The 19,608-nt window shown below is 68.5% G+C and carries 15 protein-coding genes; 11 read left to right on the top strand and 4 right to left on the bottom strand.

The window, feature by feature from the left end; all coding sequences use genetic code 11:
- The first annotated feature begins 122 nt into the window (after nucleotides 1-122).
- Both rpsO and V3W46_RS01195 read left to right on the top strand, forming a co-directional pair.
- Entirely contained in the window at nucleotides 123-392 is a 270-nt protein-coding gene (rpsO, locus tag V3W46_RS01200) for a 30S ribosomal protein S15 (RefSeq protein WP_104243121.1), read from the top strand.
- 248 nt (nucleotides 393-640) lie between these two features.
- Nucleotides 641-1,258: a hypothetical protein gene (locus tag V3W46_RS01195; protein WP_331781254.1), complete on the top strand. Its 618-nt coding sequence runs from the start codon at nucleotides 641-643 to the stop codon at nucleotides 1,256-1,258.
- Nucleotides 1,259-1,308: 50 nt separating this feature from the next.
- Here V3W46_RS01195 and V3W46_RS01190 read toward each other — a convergent pair whose 3' ends face one another.
- Nucleotides 1,309-3,030 (bottom strand): GH25 family lysozyme, encoded by a 1,722-nt coding sequence (locus tag V3W46_RS01190; protein ID WP_331781253.1) that lies wholly within the window; start codon nucleotides 3,028-3,030, stop codon nucleotides 1,309-1,311.
- A 54-nt stretch (nucleotides 3,031-3,084) separates the two neighbouring features.
- The gene (locus V3W46_RS01185; protein WP_331781252.1) at nucleotides 3,085-4,620 is read right to left on the bottom strand and encodes a GH25 family lysozyme; all 1,536 of its coding nucleotides are present in this window, start codon (nucleotides 4,618-4,620) and stop codon (nucleotides 3,085-3,087) included.
- 220 nt (nucleotides 4,621-4,840) lie between these two features.
- Between V3W46_RS01185 and V3W46_RS01180 the strand changes: the two genes are divergently transcribed.
- From V3W46_RS01180 to V3W46_RS01165, 4 genes are all read left to right on the top strand, one after another.
- The gene (locus tag V3W46_RS01180; protein ID WP_331781251.1) at nucleotides 4,841-7,129 is read left to right on the top strand and encodes a polyribonucleotide nucleotidyltransferase; all 2,289 of its coding nucleotides are present in this window, start codon (nucleotides 4,841-4,843) and stop codon (nucleotides 7,127-7,129) included.
- Nucleotides 7,130-7,313: 184 nt separating this feature from the next.
- Nucleotides 7,314-8,306: an NADP-dependent oxidoreductase gene (locus tag V3W46_RS01175; RefSeq protein WP_331781250.1), complete on the top strand. Its 993-nt coding sequence runs from the start codon at nucleotides 7,314-7,316 to the stop codon at nucleotides 8,304-8,306.
- A 69-nt stretch (nucleotides 8,307-8,375) separates the two neighbouring features.
- Nucleotides 8,376-9,839 carry a M16 family metallopeptidase gene (locus V3W46_RS01170; protein ID WP_331781249.1) on the top strand — a complete coding sequence of 488 codons (1,464 nt, stop codon included), beginning with the start codon at nucleotides 8,376-8,378 and terminating at the stop codon, nucleotides 9,837-9,839.
- Between the two features lie 2 nt (nucleotides 9,840-9,841).
- Nucleotides 9,842-10,444 (top strand): histidine phosphatase family protein, encoded by a 603-nt coding sequence (locus V3W46_RS01165; RefSeq protein ID WP_331781285.1) that lies wholly within the window; start codon nucleotides 9,842-9,844, stop codon nucleotides 10,442-10,444.
- 170 nt (nucleotides 10,445-10,614) lie between these two features.
- On the opposite strand, the gene V3W46_RS01160 is transcribed toward V3W46_RS01165, so the two are convergent.
- Nucleotides 10,615-11,088 (bottom strand): GNAT family N-acetyltransferase, encoded by a 474-nt coding sequence (locus V3W46_RS01160; RefSeq protein ID WP_331781248.1) that lies wholly within the window; start codon nucleotides 11,086-11,088, stop codon nucleotides 10,615-10,617.
- A gap of 55 nt (nucleotides 11,089-11,143) precedes the next feature.
- On the opposite strand from V3W46_RS01160, the gene dapB reads away from it, so the two are divergent.
- Both dapB and V3W46_RS01150 read left to right on the top strand, forming a co-directional pair.
- Entirely contained in the window at nucleotides 11,144-11,977 is an 834-nt protein-coding gene (gene dapB / locus V3W46_RS01155) for a 4-hydroxy-tetrahydrodipicolinate reductase (protein WP_331781247.1), read from the top strand.
- Nucleotides 11,974-12,426 (top strand): hypothetical protein, encoded by a 453-nt coding sequence (locus V3W46_RS01150; protein ID WP_331781246.1) that lies wholly within the window; start codon nucleotides 11,974-11,976, stop codon nucleotides 12,424-12,426. The genes dapB and V3W46_RS01150 overlap by 4 nt, the downstream gene beginning before the upstream one ends.
- A 141-nt stretch (nucleotides 12,427-12,567) precedes the next feature.
- On the opposite strand, the gene V3W46_RS01145 is transcribed toward V3W46_RS01150, so the two are convergent.
- The gene (locus V3W46_RS01145; protein ID WP_331781245.1) at nucleotides 12,568-13,470 is read right to left on the bottom strand and encodes a TIGR01777 family oxidoreductase; all 903 of its coding nucleotides are present in this window, start codon (nucleotides 13,468-13,470) and stop codon (nucleotides 12,568-12,570) included.
- Nucleotides 13,471-13,702: 232 nt separating this feature from the next.
- Here V3W46_RS01145 and V3W46_RS01140 point away from each other — a divergent pair, with 232 nt between their 5' ends.
- From V3W46_RS01140 to leuA, 3 genes are all read left to right on the top strand, one after another.
- The gene (locus tag V3W46_RS01140) at nucleotides 13,703-15,022 is read left to right on the top strand and encodes an alpha/beta hydrolase (RefSeq protein WP_331781244.1); all 1,320 of its coding nucleotides are present in this window, start codon (nucleotides 13,703-13,705) and stop codon (nucleotides 15,020-15,022) included.
- Nucleotides 15,019-17,601 carry a bifunctional lysylphosphatidylglycerol flippase/synthetase MprF gene (locus V3W46_RS01135; RefSeq protein ID WP_331781243.1) on the top strand — a complete coding sequence of 861 codons (2,583 nt, stop codon included), beginning with the start codon at nucleotides 15,019-15,021 and terminating at the stop codon, nucleotides 17,599-17,601. The genes V3W46_RS01140 and V3W46_RS01135 overlap by 4 nt, the downstream gene beginning before the upstream one ends.
- 189 nt (nucleotides 17,602-17,790) lie before the next feature.
- A complete protein-coding gene (gene leuA, locus V3W46_RS01130; protein ID WP_443069905.1) occupies nucleotides 17,791-19,530 on the top strand; it encodes a 2-isopropylmalate synthase in 1,740 nt (579 codons plus the stop codon).
- The last annotated feature ends 78 nt before the right edge of the window (nucleotides 19,531-19,608 follow it).

The raw sequence follows: 19,608 nt of genomic DNA, 5'->3' as shown, positions 1-19,608 counted from the left end.
GGCTAGAGCCCTGTCACGTCGATTTCTGCTAAACTCGCAAGGTTGCCGTCGAACGGCCGCGGATGAAGAGAGCCCACACACCCTGTGATGGGCGCCGCGCAACGAGAGAAAAGGGGTCATCTATGCCATTAACGCCAGATGCCAAGAAAGCCATCATCGACGAGTACGCCACCCACCCAGGTGACACCGGTTCTCCCGAGGTTCAGGTCGCCATGTTGACGACCCGCATCCTCGATCTGACGGAGCACCTCAAGTTTCACAAGCACGACCACCACTCACGTCGTGGCCTGTTGCTGCTGGTTGGTCAGCGTCGTCGTCTGCTCGGCTACCTGCAGAGCGTCGACATCGAGCGTTACCGCTCGCTGATCGCACGCCTCGGCCTGCGCCGATAACAGCGCGCCGATAAGAGCGCGCCGAAAGCAGCGTGCCGATAAGAGCGCACTGAAGCGGCGCGCTGGCAGCAGCGCGTCGAGCACCGGCTTCTCATGCTGGCAGAGGGCCGTCTTCCTGCAGGGAGGCGGCCCTTTTCCCATCCCGCGGCCCATCCCGCGGCCTATCCTGCGGCCCGGCCCGGCCCGGCCCGGCCGGGCCCGACCCGATCAGACCCTACCCGATCCGATCCGATTCGATCAGAGAGACCATGACCCGACCCGTACGGCAGAAGCTGCCCCTGTGGCGCTGGGATCCGTTCCTGCTCGGTGTCGTTCTGGTCGGTTCGCTCATCGGCGCCGTCTTCGAGCGGCTCGACCTGCCAGTCGTCACCGCGGTGGCGCTCACCGTGCTGCTGCTGATCGCGGGTGCGGCCGCCGTTCTGCTCGTGCTGCCGCTGTTCGTTCTCGCGCTGCGCCGCGACGGTGAAGGAACCCTCGCGCTGGGGCCCGGCGTGACACTCGTCGAGGGCGAGACCGACGACGTGCTGCCGGTCGTCGACGGCAAGCGTCACCAGGGCAGCATCGAGGCGGCCCTGGCGCACGGTGTGTCGCCGTTCACCGCCGTGCTGGTTCCGCGGGCCACGGCGTGGCTCGGCCGTGACTACCGGGTCGCCGTCGACATCGTCATCGGGTCGCGCGTGTACCGCACGGGCTACCTGCCCCGTGAGATCGACCAGCGGGCGGATGCCGCACTGGCCCCGCTCGCAGAACAGGGCCGGTACGTGACGGTGCCGGCGAGCATCCTGAACCAGAAGCGGCCGTACACGCTGCGTGTGGCCGTGGGGCCGTCGATCGTCGGCCCCACGGAGCACGGCCCGGGTCAGTGACGGCAGTCCGGGTCAGTAGCGGCGGCCCGGGTCAGTAGCGGCGGCCCGGGTCAGTAGCGACGGTTCTGTGACCGGGCGAAGTACTCGTTGCTGCTGGTGAACCCCGAGCGCAGCCCCGAGTCGCCGATCTGCAGGGCGATGTTCACCCAGCTCTGCAGTCCGTCGGCGTCGGGCGCGCGACCGAGGTACAGCGTGTACATGGCACTGACGCGCTGGCTGATGGTCTCGTTCGCGTTCCAGTACTGCGCGATCACCCAGTAGCGGCCGTGCTGCGTGATGAGTGCCGACCAGAACGCGTAGTCAGACGCTGTGCCCTGCCGGTGCAGCAGGGTCGAGTACAGCGAGGCGACGAAGAGGCTGTCGGTGTTGCCGTGCGCCTGGTAGTACTCGGCCGACCCGTAGAGCTGCGTCTCGATGTCGTCGGTCGTGATGCCGCCGCGGTGCATGGCGTCGAGCCAGCTCAGCCGGCCGCCCGGGTCGGGGTTGCGCCCGAGTACCGAGCGGTAGGCCGCGTCGATGCGGATGAGCCGGTACTCGTCGCTGTTGACGAACCCGGCGGCGATGTCGCTGCGCGGCGCGCCGTCGGCCAGCGCGTTCTCCCAGAACACGATGTCGCTGGCCGACGGCACCCGGCCGAGGTAGTCGTGGTACAGCGCCGTGATGTAGTTGCTGTCGAGCGTCGTGCCGTTGGCCGGGGCGGTGCCGTTCGAGGCGAAGGCACGCAGGGCGGAGTAGTCGCCGTTGTAGAGGTCTTGGTCGCCCGGAAAGACCCCGGCGTCGGCGTACTGCCACACGGCATAGCTGTTCCAGCCGTTCGGCAGGGCGCCGGCACCGTCTGACATGTTCTGGGGCCAGCGAGCGATGAAGAGCGGGTTCGCGCCGAACGCGCCGTTGTTGCCCGTGCAGGTCTTCCACCACCCGGTGGTGGTGTAGATGGTGGGCCGGATGCCCGTGCGGGCCAGCACCGTGTTTGAGAAGTCGGCGATCCAGGCCACCATCTGCGCCGAGTTGAGGCCGTAGCAGGCGTCGGTGCCGTCAGAGCCGGCATACGGGTCGTACTCGATGTCGAGCATCGGCGGCAGGGTTCGGCCGTCGGCGCTCCAGCCGCCGCCGTTGTTCACGAAATAGTTGGCCTGCACTGCGCCCGTCGACTCGTGCGGGTTGGCGAAGTGGTAGGCACCGCGGATCATGCCGACCGCCGTCGCGCCGCTGTACTGGGCGGCGAAATGGCTGCTCGTGTAGTCGTTGCTCTCGGTGGCCTTGATGTAGACGAAGCGGCCGCCGTTCGCCCATGCGGCGTTCCAGTCGACCGTGGGCTGCCAGCCGCTGACGTCCATGCCGAGTACGTGGGTGGCGAGGGCGGCCTGGGCGTTCTCCTGCAGGCCCTGGGGGCTGAGCGTGGTGGCGTCGCCGGTGGCACTGCCCGGCTCGAACTCAGGGATGGTCGACCCCATGCTGTGGTCGTGGGCGGCGTTCTGCTCGGCCAGCGTGGGGTCGCTCACAACCGTCGCGGGGGCGAGCGTAGGCGGCGGTGTCTGCGTCGCGGTGGGCGTCGGTGTCGGTGTCGGTGTCGCGGCGGCCGTCGGCGTCGGCGTCGCGCTGGGCGTGGGCGGCGGTGTCGGCGTTGACGTGGGCGTTGCGCCGGCGGTCGGCGTCGCGGCGGCAGACGGCACGGGGGTCGGCGTCGTCGCCGCCTGGGCCGCACCCGCGCCGCCGCCCACCAACAGCGCGGTGACGGCCAGCGGCAGGGCCAGCCTCGACAAAGTCTTCACGACGACTCCTCTCGTCCCTGAGCAAACATCATATTCGGTGTCATATATTCGATATCAATAGGTGCGCGACTGGCTGCGGTTGTAGTACTCGGTGCTGCTGGTGAAGCCCGAGCGCAGCCCCGAGTCGCCGATCTGCAGCGCCACGTTCACCCAGCCCTGCAGCCCGGCCGCGTCGGGTACACGCCCGAGGTAGAGCTGGTACATGGCACTGACCCGCGCGCTGATCGTTTCGTTCGCGTCCCAGAACTGGGCGATCATCCACGGCCGTCCGTTCTGTGCGACCAGGCCGGCCCAGAAGGCGTAGTCCGACTTCGTGCCGTCGCGGTGCAACAGATTCTGGTAGAGCGAGGTGACGAAGCCGACGTCGCTGTTGCCGTTCTTCTGGTAGTACTCGGCCGAGGCGTAGAGCGACGTCTCGATGTCGTCGGTCGTGATGCCGCCGCTGTGCATCGCACTCAGCCAGCTCTGTCGCCCCCCTGGCTCTGCCGCGCGGCCGAGAACGGTCTGGTAGGCGGCGTCGATGCGGATGAGCCGGTACTCGTCGCTGTTCACGAACCCGGCAGCCACCGAGCTGCGGGGCGCACCGTCGGCCAGGTTGGTCTCCCAGCCGGCGAGCTCGGTCGGGCCGGCCGCCCGGCCGAGGTAGTCGTGGTACAGGGCGGTGATGTAGTTGCTGTCGGGCGTCGCGTTCGCGGCGAACACCTTCAGGGCCGCGAGACTTCCATTGAAGACGTCTTGGTCGCCCGGAAACACAGGCTTCTTCGAGTCGTCTGCGTACTGCCAGAACGTGTACGTCGACCACGAGGCCGGAAGTGTGCCCGGCGTGCTGACTCCGCGCGTGGCGAAGAAGAGCGGGTTCGCGCCGAAGTTCGGGTTGCCGTTCATGCACGATTTCCAGAAGTCGGTGTTCGTGTAGATGGTCGGCCGGATGCCCGTGCGCTGCAGCACCGTGTTCGAGAAGTCGCTCACCCAGACGGCCAACTGCGCCGGGGTCTTGCTGTAGCAGTGATCGCCGTCGACGGCGCCGTACGGATTGGCCTCCATGTCGAGCACCGGGGGCAGGGTCTTGCCATCTGGCGTCCAGGCACCTCCGTGCGCGAGGAAGAACATGGCCTGCTTCGTGCCGTTCGATTCGAACGGATCGGCGAAGTGGTAGGCGCCGCGGATCAGGTTGGCGTTCGTCGCCCCGTTCCACTGGCTCTGGAAGATGTCGTTCGTCGAATTGAAGCTCTCGGTCGCCTTGATGTACACGAAGCGTGCGCCCTTGGCATAGGCGGCGGCGAAGTCGACGTTCGGCTGGAAGCTGCTCACGTCGAAACCCGGAACACCCGAGGGTGTGAAGGCAGCTGCCGAGGAGTCGCCTGCGCCGGATGTGTCGCTCGCGTCGGGAGTCTCGCTGGCGCCGGGCGTGTCGCTCGCGCCGGGCGTGTCGCTCGCGCCGAAGGAGGAGCCGAGCTCGTGGGTCTGGCCAGGGGAGGGCGACGGAGTCTCGTCGGCGAGAGCGGGAGCGGTGGCGCCCCCGACCGCGAGGGCGAGCGCCACGAGCAGCGCGGCGGTGGTCAGTGTTCCACGGTGAACGGTGGTGCGCATGCAGTGCAACTTCCTGTAGAGATCCCCCCAGCGCGCCGTTCGCGGCGATTCCGCCCGGCCGGAGCGGTGCGCTGATAGACTCATCTTGCTACAAATGGAGCTGCTGCGGCATTTTCTCAAAATCTGCCCCTGCTCCCAGGAGGATCGTGTTCCACACGGGAATGCGACGTTCTTCGCGCCGGTATGGTGCGGAACAAAAAATAAAGGAGAAAACCCCCACATGGAGGGTCCAGAAATCAAATTCGCCGAAGCCGTTCTCGACAACGGATCGTTCGGCACCCGCACGATCCGGTTCGAAACGGGTCGTCTGGCGCAGCAGGCACAGGGTGCCGTCGCCGCCTACCTCGATGAAGAAACCATGCTGCTGAGCGCGACCAGCGTCTCGAAGCACCCGAAAGACAACTTCGACTTCTTCCCGCTGACCATCGACGTCGAAGAGCGTTCGTATGCAGCCGGCAAGATCCCGGGCTCGTTCTTCCGCCGCGAAGGGCGCCCCTCGACCGAGGCCATCCTCGTCTGCCGCCTGATCGACCGGCCGCTGCGCCCGTCGTTCGTCACCGGCCTCCGCAACGAGGTGCAGGTCGTCATCACCGTGCTGTCGATCGCCCCGGGCGAGTTCTACGACGCACTGGCCATCAACGCGGCATCCGCCTCGAGCCAGATCTCGGGCGTTCCGTTCTCGGGCCCGATCGGCGCCGTGCGCCTCGCGCTCATCGGCACCCAGTGGGTCGCCTTCCCGACGTTCGACCAGCTCAAAGAGGCTGTCTTCGACATCGTGGTGGCCGGCCGTGTCGTCACCGACAACAACGGCAACGAAGACGTCGCGATCATGATGGTCGAGGCCGAGGCCACCGAGCACAGCTGGAACCTCATCCAGGCCGGCGCGACCAAGCCCGACGAGGCCGTCGTCAGCCAGGGCCTCGAGGCCGCCAAGCCGTTCATCAAGCAGCTCGTCGGCGCGCAGACCGTTCTGGCCTCGCAGTCGGCGAAGGAGATCGCACACTACCCGGTCTTCCTGCCCTACTCGAAGGAGACCTACGACAACGTCGCCGGCCTCACCTACGACAAGCTCGTCGACGTGTACCAGATCGCCGACAAGATCGAGCGTCAAGACGCCGACGACGCGGTGAAGGAAGAGGCGAAGGTCGCCCTGACCGAGAAGGTCGAGGCGGGCGTTCTGCCGGCCAGCGTTCTCACCGAGTTCAGCGCCGCGTACAAGTCGGTCACCAAGGTGGTCGTTCGCGGCCGCATCCTGCGTGACGGCATCCGCATCGACGGCCGGGGCCTCAGCGACATCCGTCCGCTCGACGCCGAGGTCGAGGTCATCCCTCGCGTGCACGGTTCGGCGATCTTCCAGCGCGGCGAGACCCAGATCCTGGGTGTCACCACGCTGAACATGCTGAAGATGGAGCAGCAGATCGACTCGCTGAGCCCCATCACCAAGAAGCGCTACATGCACCACTACAACTTCCCGCCCTACTCGACCGGTGAGACCGGCCGTGTCGGTACCCCGAAGCGTCGCGAGATCGGGCACGGCTTCCTGGCCGAGCGCGCCCTCGTGCCGGTGCTGCCGTCGCGTGAGGAGTTCCCCTACGCCATCCGCCAGGTGAGTGAGGCCCTCGGGTCGAACGGCTCCACCTCGATGGGCTCGGTCTGTGCATCCACCCTGTCGCTGCTGAACGCCGGTGTGCCCCTGCGCGCCCCCGTCGCCGGCATCGCCATGGGCCTCGTCTCCGACACCGTCGACGGCGAGACGCGCTACGCGGCCCTCACCGACATCCTCGGTGCAGAAGACGCGCTCGGCGACATGGACTTCAAGGTCGCCGGTACGAGTGAGTTCATCACGGCCATCCAGCTCGACACCAAGCTCGACGGTATTCCCACGTCGGTGCTCGATGGCGCACTGGGCCAGGCCAAGGCCGCCCGCACCGCGATCCTCGAGGTACTGAACGCCGCGATCGACACCCCCGACGAGATGGCCCCGACCGCGCCCCGCGTGATCTCGGTGCAGATTCCCGTCGACAAGATCGGTGAGCTGATCGGCCCGAAGGGCAAGACGATCAACCAGATCCAAGACGACACCGGCGCCGACATCTCGATCGAAGAAGACGGCACCGTCTACATCGGTGCGGTCGACGGCCCGTCGGCCGAGGCTGCTCGCATGGCGGTCAACGCCATCGCGAACCCCCTCAACCCCGAGGTCGGCGAGCGGTTCCTCGGCACGGTCGTCAAGATCGCGACCTTCGGTGCGTTCGTGTCGCTCATGCCCGGCAAAGACGGCCTGCTGCACATCAGCGAGGTTCGTAAGCTCGCCGGTGGCAAGCGTGTCGAGAACGTCGAAGACGTGCTCGGTGTCGGCCAGAAGATCCAGGTCGAGATCACCAAGATCGACGACCGCGGAAAGCTCTCGCTCGCTCCGGTGATCGACGAGGCCGACCCGGCCGACACCGAGGGTTCGGCTGCGCACAGCCAGGGCCCCGTCGAGCCTGCCGAAGGCGCCGTCGTCTGATCTGACGCGACACAGCTGAAACGACGGATGCCCGTCGCCCGCCCTGTTCGCAGGTGCAGGTGACGGGCATCCGTCGTTCTGCCGGCACTGCACATCTGCCGGCACTGCACATCTGCCGGCACTGCACATCGGGCGGCCCCGCGCAAGGCCACGGCGCAGGGGCCGCGCAGGCACATGATGAGGCATGAGCAGAATCGCGAACAGCACCCAGACCGTCTCGTTCCAGGCCTTCGGCGGAGTGGACGTGCTCGAACTCGTCGAGATCGAGATGCCGCACCCGAGGCCCGGCGAGGTGCTCGTCGAGGTGCTGGTCGCGGGCATCAACCACATCGAGGCGTACATTCGCCGTGGCCAGTTCGTCGACCACATCGACTGCGCCGAGAACCAGACGCAGGGCAGTGACTTCGCCGGCATCGTGCTCGAGGTCGGTGAGGGCGTGACCACGCTGCGCCGCAACGCCGAGGTGCTCGGCCACGCACGGCTCTCATCGCAGGCGTACCACGTGGTGGTGCCGGCCTCGAACCTGGTCGTGAAGCCGAAGCATCTGCCGTGGGAGGTCGCCGGGGCGCTCTTCCTCGCCGGGCTGACGGCCTACGACACCATCGAATCGGTGAATATCAGGCCGGGCGACGCAATCGTCGTGTCGGCGGCCGCCGGGGGAGTCGGCAGTATCGAGATCCAGCTCGCCAAGCTCAAGGGCGCCACAGTCATCGGCACCTGCGGCGAACGCAACTTCGACTACCTGCGCCAGCTCGGGGTGAAGCCGGTCGTCTACGGTGACGGCCTCGCCGAGCGCATCGAGAAGCTGGCGCCGAACGGGGTGGCGGCCTATCTCGACAACTTCGGCGTCGACGGCGCCGACATCTCGGCGGCCCTCGGGGTCGACCCCTCCCGTTTCACCTCGAGCGACGACCGCAAGGCGTGCGAACTCGCGGCCATCGTGCCCGACGCCGAGGCCGCCGCCCACAACACGCAGGTGCTCGGCATGCTCGCCGACCTGGCCGGCTCCCGCGCGATCTCGCTGCTCATCTCGGGGTACTACCCGTTCGGCCTGGTGCAGGAGGCGTTCGACGACCTCGAGACGAGACACGCCCGCGGCAAGATCGTGCTCGGAATGAAGCCGGCCCACAGCTACGGCATCACGAAGGCCCGCAGCATCCACGACGCCATGGATTGACTCAGGCTGGGAACACCCCTCGATCAGGTCTCGACCCGGGGCCGTACAAGGCGCGGTCGACTAGGGTGGATGACGATGAACGGTGCTGTTGCTCTTCCCCTCGATCTGCCCGAGCTGTCTTTCACCGCATCCGGTGACGCACTGGTCAGGCGTTCTGTGCTTCCCAGCGGAATCCGCATTCTGAGCGAACGGGTGCCGGGTGCGCGGAGCTCGACCGTCGGCTTCTGGGTGGCAGTCGGTTCGCGCGACGAGCTCGGCGCCGTGCCCGCCGGGGCCGGTACGGCGGCTGTTCCCTCCCGCTACGGGTCGACGCACTTTCTCGAGCACCTGCTCTTCAAGGGCACCGCGTCGCGCACAGCCCTCGACATCGCCGTGGCGTTCGACGAGGTCGGCGGTGAGCACAATGCGCTCACCGGCAAGGAGTACACCTGCTACTACGCCAAGGTGCAAGACCGCGACCTGCCCATGGCGGTCTCGGTTCTCGCCGACATGTTCACGTCGTCGCTGCTCGAACGGAGCGAGTTCGAGAACGAGCGCGGCGTCATCCTCGAAGAGCTCGCGATGGCCGACGATGACCCGAACGATGTGCTGGGCGAGCGGTTGTTCGAGGCCGTTCTGGGCGGGCATCCGCTCGGCCGGCCCGTCGGCGGCGACAGCGACACCATTCGCGCTGTGACGCGCGACGCCGTCTGGGATCACTACCGTGCCAACTACCGGCCCAACGACCTGGTCGTGACGGTGGCGGGTGCCGTCGACCACGATGAGCTGGTCGCCGCGGTGACCGACGCCGTCAGCGCCGGCGGCTGGCAGCTCGACGCCGGGGCCGCCCCGGTGGCCAGGCGAACGGCGACGCTCGCGACCATCGAACGCGGCTCGGCCTTCTCGCTCACCGAACGACCGAACGAGCAGGCCGTGCTGATGCTCGGCTACCCGGGATTCTCGGCCGCCGACGACCGGCGCTCGGCGCTCGGCGTGCTGAACTCGGTGCTGGGCGGAGGCATGTCGTCACACTTGTTCCAGGAGGTGCGCGAACGCCGCGGCCTCGCCTACTCGGTCTACTCCTTCGCTTCGGGGTATTCGGATGCGGGGGTGTTCGGCATGTACGCCGGCTGCTCGCCGAAGAACGCCGGCCAGGTGGCCGAGCTGCTGCTGACCGAGCTCGGTCGTCTCGCCGACGACGGCATCACGGCCGACGAACTCACGCGAGCCCGCGGGCAGCTCTCGGGCTCGGCCGCCCTCGCCCTCGAAGACTCCGACACACGGATGTCGCGGCTCGGCCGCTCTGAACTCACCACGGGGGAGTTCGCCGACCTCGACGAGGCGCTGCGCCGGCTCGACGAGGTCACCCCGGCCGACGTGCAGCGGCTGGCGCAGGAGATCGCGGCGCGACCGTTGTCGATCGCGGCGGTCGGAGCGCTCGACGAGCATGCCTTCGACGCCGTTGCTGCCTTCGACGCCGCAGCCGCCGTCGGCGTGGTTGCCGCCGCCGCCGACAGTGCCGACACCGACGAGCTCGAGCCGGTGGCATCGTGAACCTGGGGCACATGCTGTACCTCGTGCGTCACGGCGAGCAGGTCGACGCCGAATACGGAGTGGCCGACGGGCCGCTGTCACCGCGCGGGGAACGCCAGGCGCGACTGATCGCCGACCGGCTGGGCGGCGTGCCGTTCAACACCGTGTGGCACTCGCCGTTGCAGCGCGCCGCCGACACGGCCGCCATCATGGCGAAGCAGCTGCCGGCCCTCGACCCGAAGCCGACACCGCTGCTGTTCGACTGCGTGCCGACCGAGTACTCACCCGAGATGCCGCACTCGTTCGAGCCGTTCTTCAACTCGGTCACCGAAGAAGAGGTCGATGCCGGTCGCGCACAGATGGCCGACGCGGTGGCAGAGTTTCTCACTCCGTCGCGCGAGACCACGCACGACCTGCTCATCACGCACAACTTCGTCATCGGCTGGTTCGTGCGCGAGGCGCTCAGTGCGCCGGGTTGGCGCTGGGTCGGGGTCAACCAGGCGAACTGCGGTCTGACGATCATCCGGTACCGCAGCGGGCGTATGCCCGAGCTGGTGGCGCACAACGACCTGGGGCATCTGCCGGTCGAGCTGCGCACCGGCATGGCCGACGCCCAGCCGTACTGAGTCGACGGTCGCGACGCTCAGCTAGCGCCTGCTGCGCGCCCACGCCTGAACCCGCGAGCCCGCCTCCACGCCTGAACCGGCGAGCCCGCACCCACGCCTGAACCCCTGAGCCGCACCCACGCCTGAACCCGCGAGCCCGCACCACCTTCTGTGCCTCGACCCTCGTGCGTTCAGAGCGACTTGGCGTACCAGTTCGTGGCGTTCGGATTGTCGTTGTAGGCGTCGATCGAACGGTAGCCGAGCCGGGCGTACAGGCGGGCGGCGGCGGTGAGGCTGGCGTTGGTGTCGAGCACGATCTCGTGCGCACCGAACCTCCGCGCACGATCTTCGAGGTCGGCCATCAGGATGCCCGCCCAGCCGTTGCCGCGGAACCCGGGCTCGACCCACACATGCTTCACCTCGTACCGCACCTCGCCGGCCGGCCCGTCGGCGATGCGCCGGATGCCCCCGCAACCGATCGCGCGGCCGTCATCGGTCTCGACCAGCACGAACACGCCGCGTGGCGAGACGAAATGCTCTGGCGGCGGGAACGCGACGTGGTAGACACCCTGGTCGGCCGGAAAGCCGAGCGCACGGCTCTCGAAGTACTCGGTCAGCAGCCGAACGGCGTCGGCCGAGATCACACTCGTCTCGCGCAGCTTCACCCGTCGAGCCTACGACGTCGCCGTGGCACCCAGAACGGCTTGGTAGATTGGCTGTATGAGTACGAAGGTCGCTGTCGTCGGCGCATCAGGCAAGATGGGCCGGCTGGTCAGCGCGATCGTGACCGCGCACACCGAGTTCGAGCTGTTCGCCGAACTGGGTTCGGCGAGCGAGCTCTCCGAGATGCAGGGCGCCGACCTGGCCGTCGACGTCACGGTGCCCGGGGCCAGCCAGAGCGTGGTCGACTTCGCCGTGTCGCACGGCATCAACGTGCTGGTCGGCACCTCGGGATGGTCGGGCGACCGCATCCTGCGCCTCGAACACAGCCTCGGGTCTGAGCCGTCGACCGGCGTCGTCATCGTGCCGAACTTCTCGCTCGGGTCGGTGCTGGCGACCTCGTTCGCCGCGATGGCCGCCCAGTTCTTCGACTCGATCGAGATCGTCGAGGCGCACGGCGCAGCGAAACTCGACTCGCCATCGGGCACGGCGGTGCGCACCGCCGAGCTGATGGCCGCCGCCCGGGCCGGCATCGGGCCGGTCTCGGCGCCGCACACCGACCAGCGCGCCCGCGGGCAGCAGGTCGCCAGCGTGCCGATCCACAGCCTGCGGCTGGCCGGCGTGGTCGCCAAGCAAGACGTGATCTTCGGCGGAACGGGCGAGGTGCTGACCCTCACGCACGAGACCATCTCGACGAGTTCGTACGAGCGGGGCATCCTGCTGGGCCTCGAGGCCGCCCGCAGCGCACGCGGGGTGACGGTCGGCCTCGACAAGCTCCTTCGCCTCGACCAGCTGTTGGCCGCCTCGGCGCAGCCCGCCGCAGCGCCCGACGCCGGCTGGGTGGCCGAGCCCGAGACGGTGTCGGGCCAGGCCGCCACCGCGACCATCGCATGAAGCGGCGCATCGCCGCCCTCGTGATGGCGGTCATCCTGGTCGTGTACCTCGTGCTCGTCTTTCAGCACGCGCTGCTCTTCATCGGCACCGGGGTTCCGGCCGGCGTCGGTATCGGGCTCGCGCTGATCATTCTGCCGGTCATCGGGGCCTGGGCGCTCTACCGCGAACTGCTGTTCGGGTTCACGACGCAGAAGCTCGTCGGCATCCTGCGCGACAACGGCGAGCTTCCGGTCGACGATCTGCCGAAGCGGCCCAGCGGCCGCCCGTTCCGCGATGCGGCCGACGCTGACTTCGAGACGTACCGAGACGAGGTCGATGCGAGCCCCGAGTCGTGGAAGGCATGGTTCAGGCTCGGGCTGGCCTACGACGCCAGCGGCGACCGCAAGCGGGCGCGCAAGGCGCTGCGCCAGGCGATCGCGTTCTACCACCGGCAGCCGCAGCCGGCCTGAGCAGTGTCGGCGCGTTGACGCGGCCGGGTGATCGGGCCCGGCACCCGCAGCCGACCTGGGCCGGCGCCATCCCGGTACCTGCGGCCGGCCCGCGTACCCGCGGCTGGCCCGCGCACCCGCGGCCGGCCCGCGCCGAGCTGGTCAGGCGGCGGCCAGAGCCGTCTCGAGGGTGTCGTCGAGCACGGTGTCACGAAACCCGAAACCGTCGGCCGTGAGCAGCTGCGACGACATGTTCTGGTCGGCCAGAATGAGTTCGCGACCGGCGTCGGCCAGCGCCCCCTTTATCGCCCACGCCGGGGCCGGCAGCCAGTAGGGCCGGTGCTCCACCCGGGCGATGGTCTTCATGACCTCGGCAGCGGTCGCCGAGGTGGGCGCGGCCAGGTTGACCGGGCCAGACAGCCCCGAGTCGAGCAGGTGACGGATGGCCGCGGCCTCGTCGTAGAGGCTGATCCAGGGCCAGTGCTGTGCGCCCGACCCCAGGGGGCCCGCACCACCCAGCTTGGCGATCAGCTTCAGCGTGCCCACCAGGCCGCCCTGCCCGATGACCACCCCCGTGCGAATATTCGCGACCCGTGTCACCGGTGCCGCGATGCGCGATGCCCGCTCCCACGAGTCGACGACCTTCGGCAGGAACCCCTCGCCCATCGGCGACTGTTCGGTCAGCACGACGCCGGGCTGGTCGCCGTAGTAGCCGACAGCCGAGCCGCTCAGAAACACCGCGGGCGGGTTTGCCGACTTCACGATGGCCGAGGCCAGAGTGGTCGTCGCATTCACGCGCGACTCGAGAATGGTGCGCTTGTACGCCAAGGTCCAGGGCAGCCGAGAGATCGACGCGCCCGAGAGGTTGATGACGGCGTCGGCGCGCTGCACCGTCTCGGGGTTGAGCCAGCCGGCATCCGGATCCCACATGCGCTCGTCGGGGTCGTGCGTCGGGTGCCGCACCAGCAGCACCACGCGGTGGCCGTGCTCGCGCAGCTGCTTCGTGAGCTCGGTGCCGATGAAGCCCGAGCCCCCGGCGATCAGGATGTTCTGCGCCGCGGTCATGCGCCTGCCCGCTCGTGGCTGAACGTCGTCATCTGTGGCCCTGTGCCTTTCGGTTCGGTCACCCCAGCGTACTGCGGTCACGCTAACACCAGATAGACAGCATTCGATGACAGGGTTCTGGTGACGGTACGCTTCTGATCGCCGTGCCGCGGCACGGCCCGATCACGGTGCCGTTCGGCTGTGCGGCCCGGGCTGTGCACCGCAGGTCGGGGTTCGAGTAAGGGTTAGTGCAATGGGTTCGTTCGGAACCGTCAGCATCGTCGCGGGCGCGTTCGTGGTGATCGTGTACGCGGTGGCCGCCGTGCTCGTCGTCGTGGAACTCGCTGTGCGGCCGGGCCCGCGGTGGAGCAGGCGGCGCTGGTCGGTCACCAGCGCGATCGCGCTGCTCGGCGGGGCGGTGATCGGCTGGCTCACGGCCCTCGTCGTCACCAGCGGGCTGAACCTGTTCGGCGTGGATCTCTCGGTGGTGGCCCTGGCCTGGGTGAGCATCGGCTTCGGCCTCATGGCGGTGTGCGTGTGCTCGCTGGTCGCTGCCCGGTGGTGGCGCAGGGTGCTGTCTGCGCTGGCCATCGTGGTCATCGCCGCCGCCACCGCGATGAGCCTCAACATCGACATCGGCACGTACCCCACGGTCGACGCGCTGCTGGGCATCTCGCCCTTCGCCGACAGCCCGCTCGGCACGCTGGCCAAGGCCGGGCCGCCACCGCCGGCGGGGCAGACGATCGCCGCCGCCTGGAACGCCCCGGCCGACATGCCGGCGACCGGCCGGGTCAGCGAGGTCGAGATTCCCGGCACGGCGAGCGGCTTCGTGGCCCGCCCCGCGCTGGTCTATCTTCCGCCGGCCGCCCTGACCGCGCATCCGCCCGGCCTGCCTGTGGTGATCACGATGTCGGGCCAGCCGGGCCAGCCGTCAGACCCGCTCGTCTCGGCACACCTCATCGAGACGCTCGATGCATACGCCCACGCGCATCACGGCCTGGCTCCGATCGTGGTGGCGCCCGACCAGCTGGGGGCGCCCGACGACAACCCGATGTGCGTCGACGGGCCGCTCGGCAACTCGGCCACCTACCTCACTGTCGACGTGGTCGACTGGATCTCGGCCACCCTGCCCGTGGCGCCCGGCCCCGCCGGCTGGGGCATCGCGGGGTTCTCGCAGGGCGGCACCTGTTCGATTCAGCTCGGTGGTGGGCATCCGCAGCTCTTCGGCTCGATTCTCGATGTGTCGGGCGAGCTCGTGCCGTCGCTCGGTGACGAGTCGACCACCGTCGAACAGGGGTTCGCCGGTAACAGCGCTGCCTACCTCGACGCCCAGCCGCTCACGATTCTGAAGAAACACACACCCTACGCCGGCACCTTCGCAGTGTTCTCGGTCGGTCAGAACGACGACATGTACGGGCCCTACGCCCTGACCGTGTCGCAGGCCGCTCGAGACGCCGGGATGACCGTGACCTACTTCGAGGCGCCGGGCAGCGCCCACGACTACACCACGGCAACCTACGCCTTCGCGCGCGGGTTCGGCCTGCTCGCCGACCACTTCGGGCTGGCCTCGTGAGCGCCGCAGAACGTGCCGTCGTCGCCTCGAGGGCCGTCGGCCGCTGGGCGGCCTCGATACCGTTCACTTGGGTCATCGTGGGCGTCGCGATCGTCGTGGGCGTGCTGCAGCTGGTCTTCCATGCATCGCTGTACCGGCTGTTCGACCCGGCGTTCTCGTTCAGCTTCGACTCGGTGGTGGGGCAGCACCACTGGTTCGCGGCGATCACCTCGGTGCTGTTCGCTGCCAGGGCGCTGCACATTCTCATCGTGGTGCCGATCATCCTGATCATGCTGGGTGCGGCCGAGCGACTGATGGGCACCTGGCGCACTGCGGTCAGCTACGTCGTCGTCGCCGTTCTCGGTGGGGGTCTCGGCCTGGCCCTGCAGGGTGTCGGGCTGTGGCTCGGCATCGTGGTGGCCGAGCAGGTTCGGTCGTACGCCACGATCGACCCGATCACCCCCATCGTCGGCACCATCATGGCGGCGAGCGCGTTCGCCGGGCCGCTGCTGCGGCGGCGCATCCGCGTGTTGGGCTTCACTGTGCTGCTCATGCTCGTGCTGTACTCGGGGCTGCCGGTCGACCTGTACCGGCTGCTCGCGGCGGTCGTGGGAGTGGCCTTCGGGGCCGCGCTCTGGCGCGTGCGCGCGCGGCGACGACCGGGAGGGCGAGCGGGAGAGCCGACCCGCTACCGCAGCACCCATCGCGAGCAGCGCTCTCTGCTGGCGGCCCTGGTGGCGATCACGGCTGTCGGCCCCGTGATCACCGTTGTCGCACCGAACGGGTTCGGCCCGTTGCAGCCGCTCGGCCTGCTCTTTCGAGACACCCTCTCGAATTCGGCTGCCCTTGCGGCCCAGTGCGCGGCGGCGGCCTACGGCGACGACTGCTCTGACGCGCACGCGGCCGCCCGGCTCGACGGGCTCGGCCCGGTGCTGGTCACCGTGCTGCCGCTCGTCGTGCTGCTGATCGCGGCGCTCGGCATCCTGCGCGGCCGTCGCGTCGCCCTCTGGCTCGCCGTCGCGGTCAACCTGTTTCTCACCGTGCTGGGCGTGGCCTACTACGGGGTGATTCCGGCGCTCGGCACGGGCTCGTTCTTCGACTTCTCGAACGGCACGTTCGACCAGGCCAGCGTGTCGGTGTTCGTCTCGGTGCTCGTGCCCCTGCTCATCGCCGCACTGCTGGTGGGCAGCCTGCGCATCTTTCCGGTCGACTCCACGTTCGGCGCCACGCCGCGGTTCTTCATCATCATCGCCAGCGCGCTGGTCGGAATCGCGGCCGTCTACCTCGTCGTGGCCTACGCCCTGCGCGACCAGTTCGCGCCGGCCGTGAACCTGGCCGACCTGCTCTACGACCTGCCCGAGCGGTTCATGCCGGTCGGGTTTCTCTCGCTCGAGCGGGTCGACGTGTTTCCGAACGGCGGGCCGGCCCAGTTCGTGTACGAGTGGGTCGGGCCGCTGTTCTGGTTCGTCGTGGCGGTGACGGCCGTTCTCTCGGTGTCGCGGCACCGCCTCGGGCAGGCGGGCGGCGAGGCCGGGCGCATCCGGACGCTGCTGCACCAGGGCGCGACCGGTTCGCTCTCGTGGATCACGACCTGGCGCGGCCACCACTACTGGTTCTCGCCCGATCAGGGGTCTGCCATCGCCTACCGGGTGGTGAACGGGGTCGCGATAGCGACGGGCGAGCCGCTGGGTGGCGAGCGGCTCGGTGCGCCGACGGCTCGGGATGCCCGTTCCGAGACCATCGCGCAGTTCGCCGCGTTCTGCACGCGGCACGGCTGGACCCCGGTGTTCTACGTCGTCTCGGCCGAGCTCGCCCCCGTCTTCGCGGGCCTGCACTGGTCGATGATGAAGATCGCCGAAGAGGCTCGCATCGACCTCGCCGCCTTCTCGCTCGAGGGCAAGAAGATGCAGGATGTGCGCACCGCGATCAACAAGGCGACCAAGCTCGGCATCCGGGCCGAATTCACCTCCTTCTCCCGACTGACCCTCGGCCAGGCGGCTCAGGTGCGCGAGATCTCGGAGGCCTGGGTGGCCGACAAGCAGCTGCCCGAGATGGGCTTCACCCTCGGCGGGGTCGATGAGCTGACCGACCCCGAGGTGCGGCTGGTGCTGGCGGTCGACGCCGACGAGAGGGTGCTGGGCGTGACCAGCTGGCTCCCGACGTTCGAGAACGACACGGTGGTCGGCTACACGCTCGACTTCATGCGCCGGCGGCCGGGGGCGATCAACGGCGTCATGGAGTTCACGATCGGCGAGAGCATCCTCGCCGCCAAGCGCGAGGGGCTGCGCTTCGTCAGCCTGTCGGCCGCGCCGCTCGCCCACACCGAAGACGGGGGAGCCGCTGCCGGCGAGGGCGCCGCGCGTGAGGGCGGAGCCCGCGCCGCGCTGCTCGACGTGCTGGGGCGGGCGCTCGAGCCGGTCTACGGCTTTCAGTCGCTGCTTGCGTTCAAGCAGAAGTTCCGGCCGCAGAACGTGCCCCTCTACCTCGCCTATGCAGACCCGCTCACCCTGCCGGCCGTGGGGGTCGCGCTCGCCCGGGCCTACGTGCCCACGCTGTCGGCGCGCCAGGCGATCGCGCTGCTGGCCTCGCGCGGTTCGTGACCGTCTCCGCGTCGCCGCGCGGATCGTGATAGCCTCGGAGGGTGTTTTTCGGTCTGCTCCTTCTTAGCTGCCGCGACGAGCTTTCATAAAGCCTTCCTCGTCGCGGAGTTCGTCATTGGCTGATCCACCCAGACGCACACACTGAGACGTGAGGAAGAACCCGTGAAGAACAACCAGAACTCCACCGCCATGCCGGTGCACAAGTACCGCCCGTACCGCGAGACGCTGGGCGTCGACCTGCCCGACCGCACGTGGCCGTCGAAGACCATCACCCATGCCCCGCGCTGGTGCGCCGTCGACCTGCGCGACGGCAACCAGGCGCTCATCGACCCGATGAACCCCGAGCGCAAGCGCATCATGTTCGACCTGCTGGTGCGCATGGGTTACAAAGAGATCGAGGTCGGCTTTCCGAGCGCGAGCCAGACCGACTTCGACTTCGTGCGCAGCCTCATCGAAGAGAACGCGATTCCGGGCGACGTGACCATCCAGGTTCTGACACAGGCCCGCGAACACCTCATCGAGCGCACATACGAGTCGCTGGTGGGCGCCAAGCAGGCCATCGTGCACCTGTACAACTCCACGAGCATCCTGCAGCGCGACGTGGTGTTCAGGAGCGACAAGCAGGGCATCATCGACCTGGCGCTCGAGGGCGCCAGGCTGTGCCGGCAGTACGAGCAGACCATCCCCGAGACGGTCGTCTACTACGAATACAGCCCCGAGAGCTACACCGGCACCGAGCTGGAGTTCGCGCTCGACATCACGAACCAGGTCATCGAGGTGTTCGAACCGACACCCGAGCGCAAGGTGATCGTCAACCTGCCCTCGACCGTCGAGATGGCCACGCCGAACGTTTACGCCGACTCGATCGAGTGGATGTCGCGCCGCCTCGCCCACCGCGAGAACGTGATTCTCTCATTGCACCCGCACAACGACCGCGGTACCGCGGTGGCGGCCGCCGAGCTCGGCTACCTGGCGGGTGCCGACCGCATCGAAGGCTGCCTGTTCGGCAACGGAGAGCGCACCGGCAACGTCGACCTCGTCGCACTGGGCATCAACATGTTCACGCAGGGTGTCGACCCGCAGATCGACTTCAGCGACCTCGACGCCGTTCGCCGCACGGCCGAGTACGTCAACCAGCTGAAGGTGCACGAGCGCAGCCCCTGGGCCGGCGACCTGGTCTACACGGCGTTCAGTGGCTCGCACCAAGACGCCATCAAGAAGGGCTTCGAGGCCATGGAGGCCGACGCGGCCGCCCAGGGCGTGCACGTCGACTCGCTCGTCTGGGCGGTGCCCTACCTGCCGGTCGACCCGAAAGACCTCGGCCGGTCGTACGAGGCGGTCATCCGTGTCAACTCGCAGTCGGGCAAGGGCGGGGTCGCCTACCTGCTGAAGAACGATCACGCGCTCGACCTGCCTCGGCGCCTGCAGATCGAGTTCAGCGGTGTGGTGCAGGCGAAGACCGACACCGAGGGCGGCGAGGTCACCAGCGACCAGATCTGGGAGATCTTCCAAGACGAGTACCTGCCTGCGCCCGCGTCGCGCGCCGAGGCGAAGTGGGGCCGGTTCGAGCTCACCCGCACGAGCACGTCGAGCGAGCTCAGCGGCCAGACGTCGCTCGCCGTCGACCTGCGAGTGGGCGACGAGACCCGGTCGATCGTCGGCGACGGCAACGGACCCATCGCTGCCTTCCTCGACGTGCTGGCGCAGGAGGGTGTCGAGGTGAAGGTGTTCGATTACGTCGAGCACGCCCTCAGCGCCGGTGGCGACGCCCTCGCGGCGGCGTACGTCGAGTGCCAGGTCGAGGGTGTCACGTACTGGGGCGTCGGCATCGACGCAGACATCTCGACGGCATCGTTGAAGGCGGTGGTCAGCTCGGTGAACCGCGCCATCCGCGTCACCGGCCACGACCGCCAGCTGACCTCGGTCTGACCCCCGGTCTCGATCCGCCCGCTGGTTGAGTAGCCCGCGCAGCGGGCGTATCGAAACCACCCCCCTCGACCCCCGCTG

It is taken from the genome of Subtercola sp. YIM 133946 (genome assembly GCF_036553535.1).
Lineage (GTDB): Bacteria > Actinomycetota > Actinomycetes > Actinomycetales > Microbacteriaceae > Subtercola.
The sequence above is the reverse complement of the archived record's forward strand: the minus strand, read 5'-3'. Positions and strand labels throughout refer to the sequence as shown.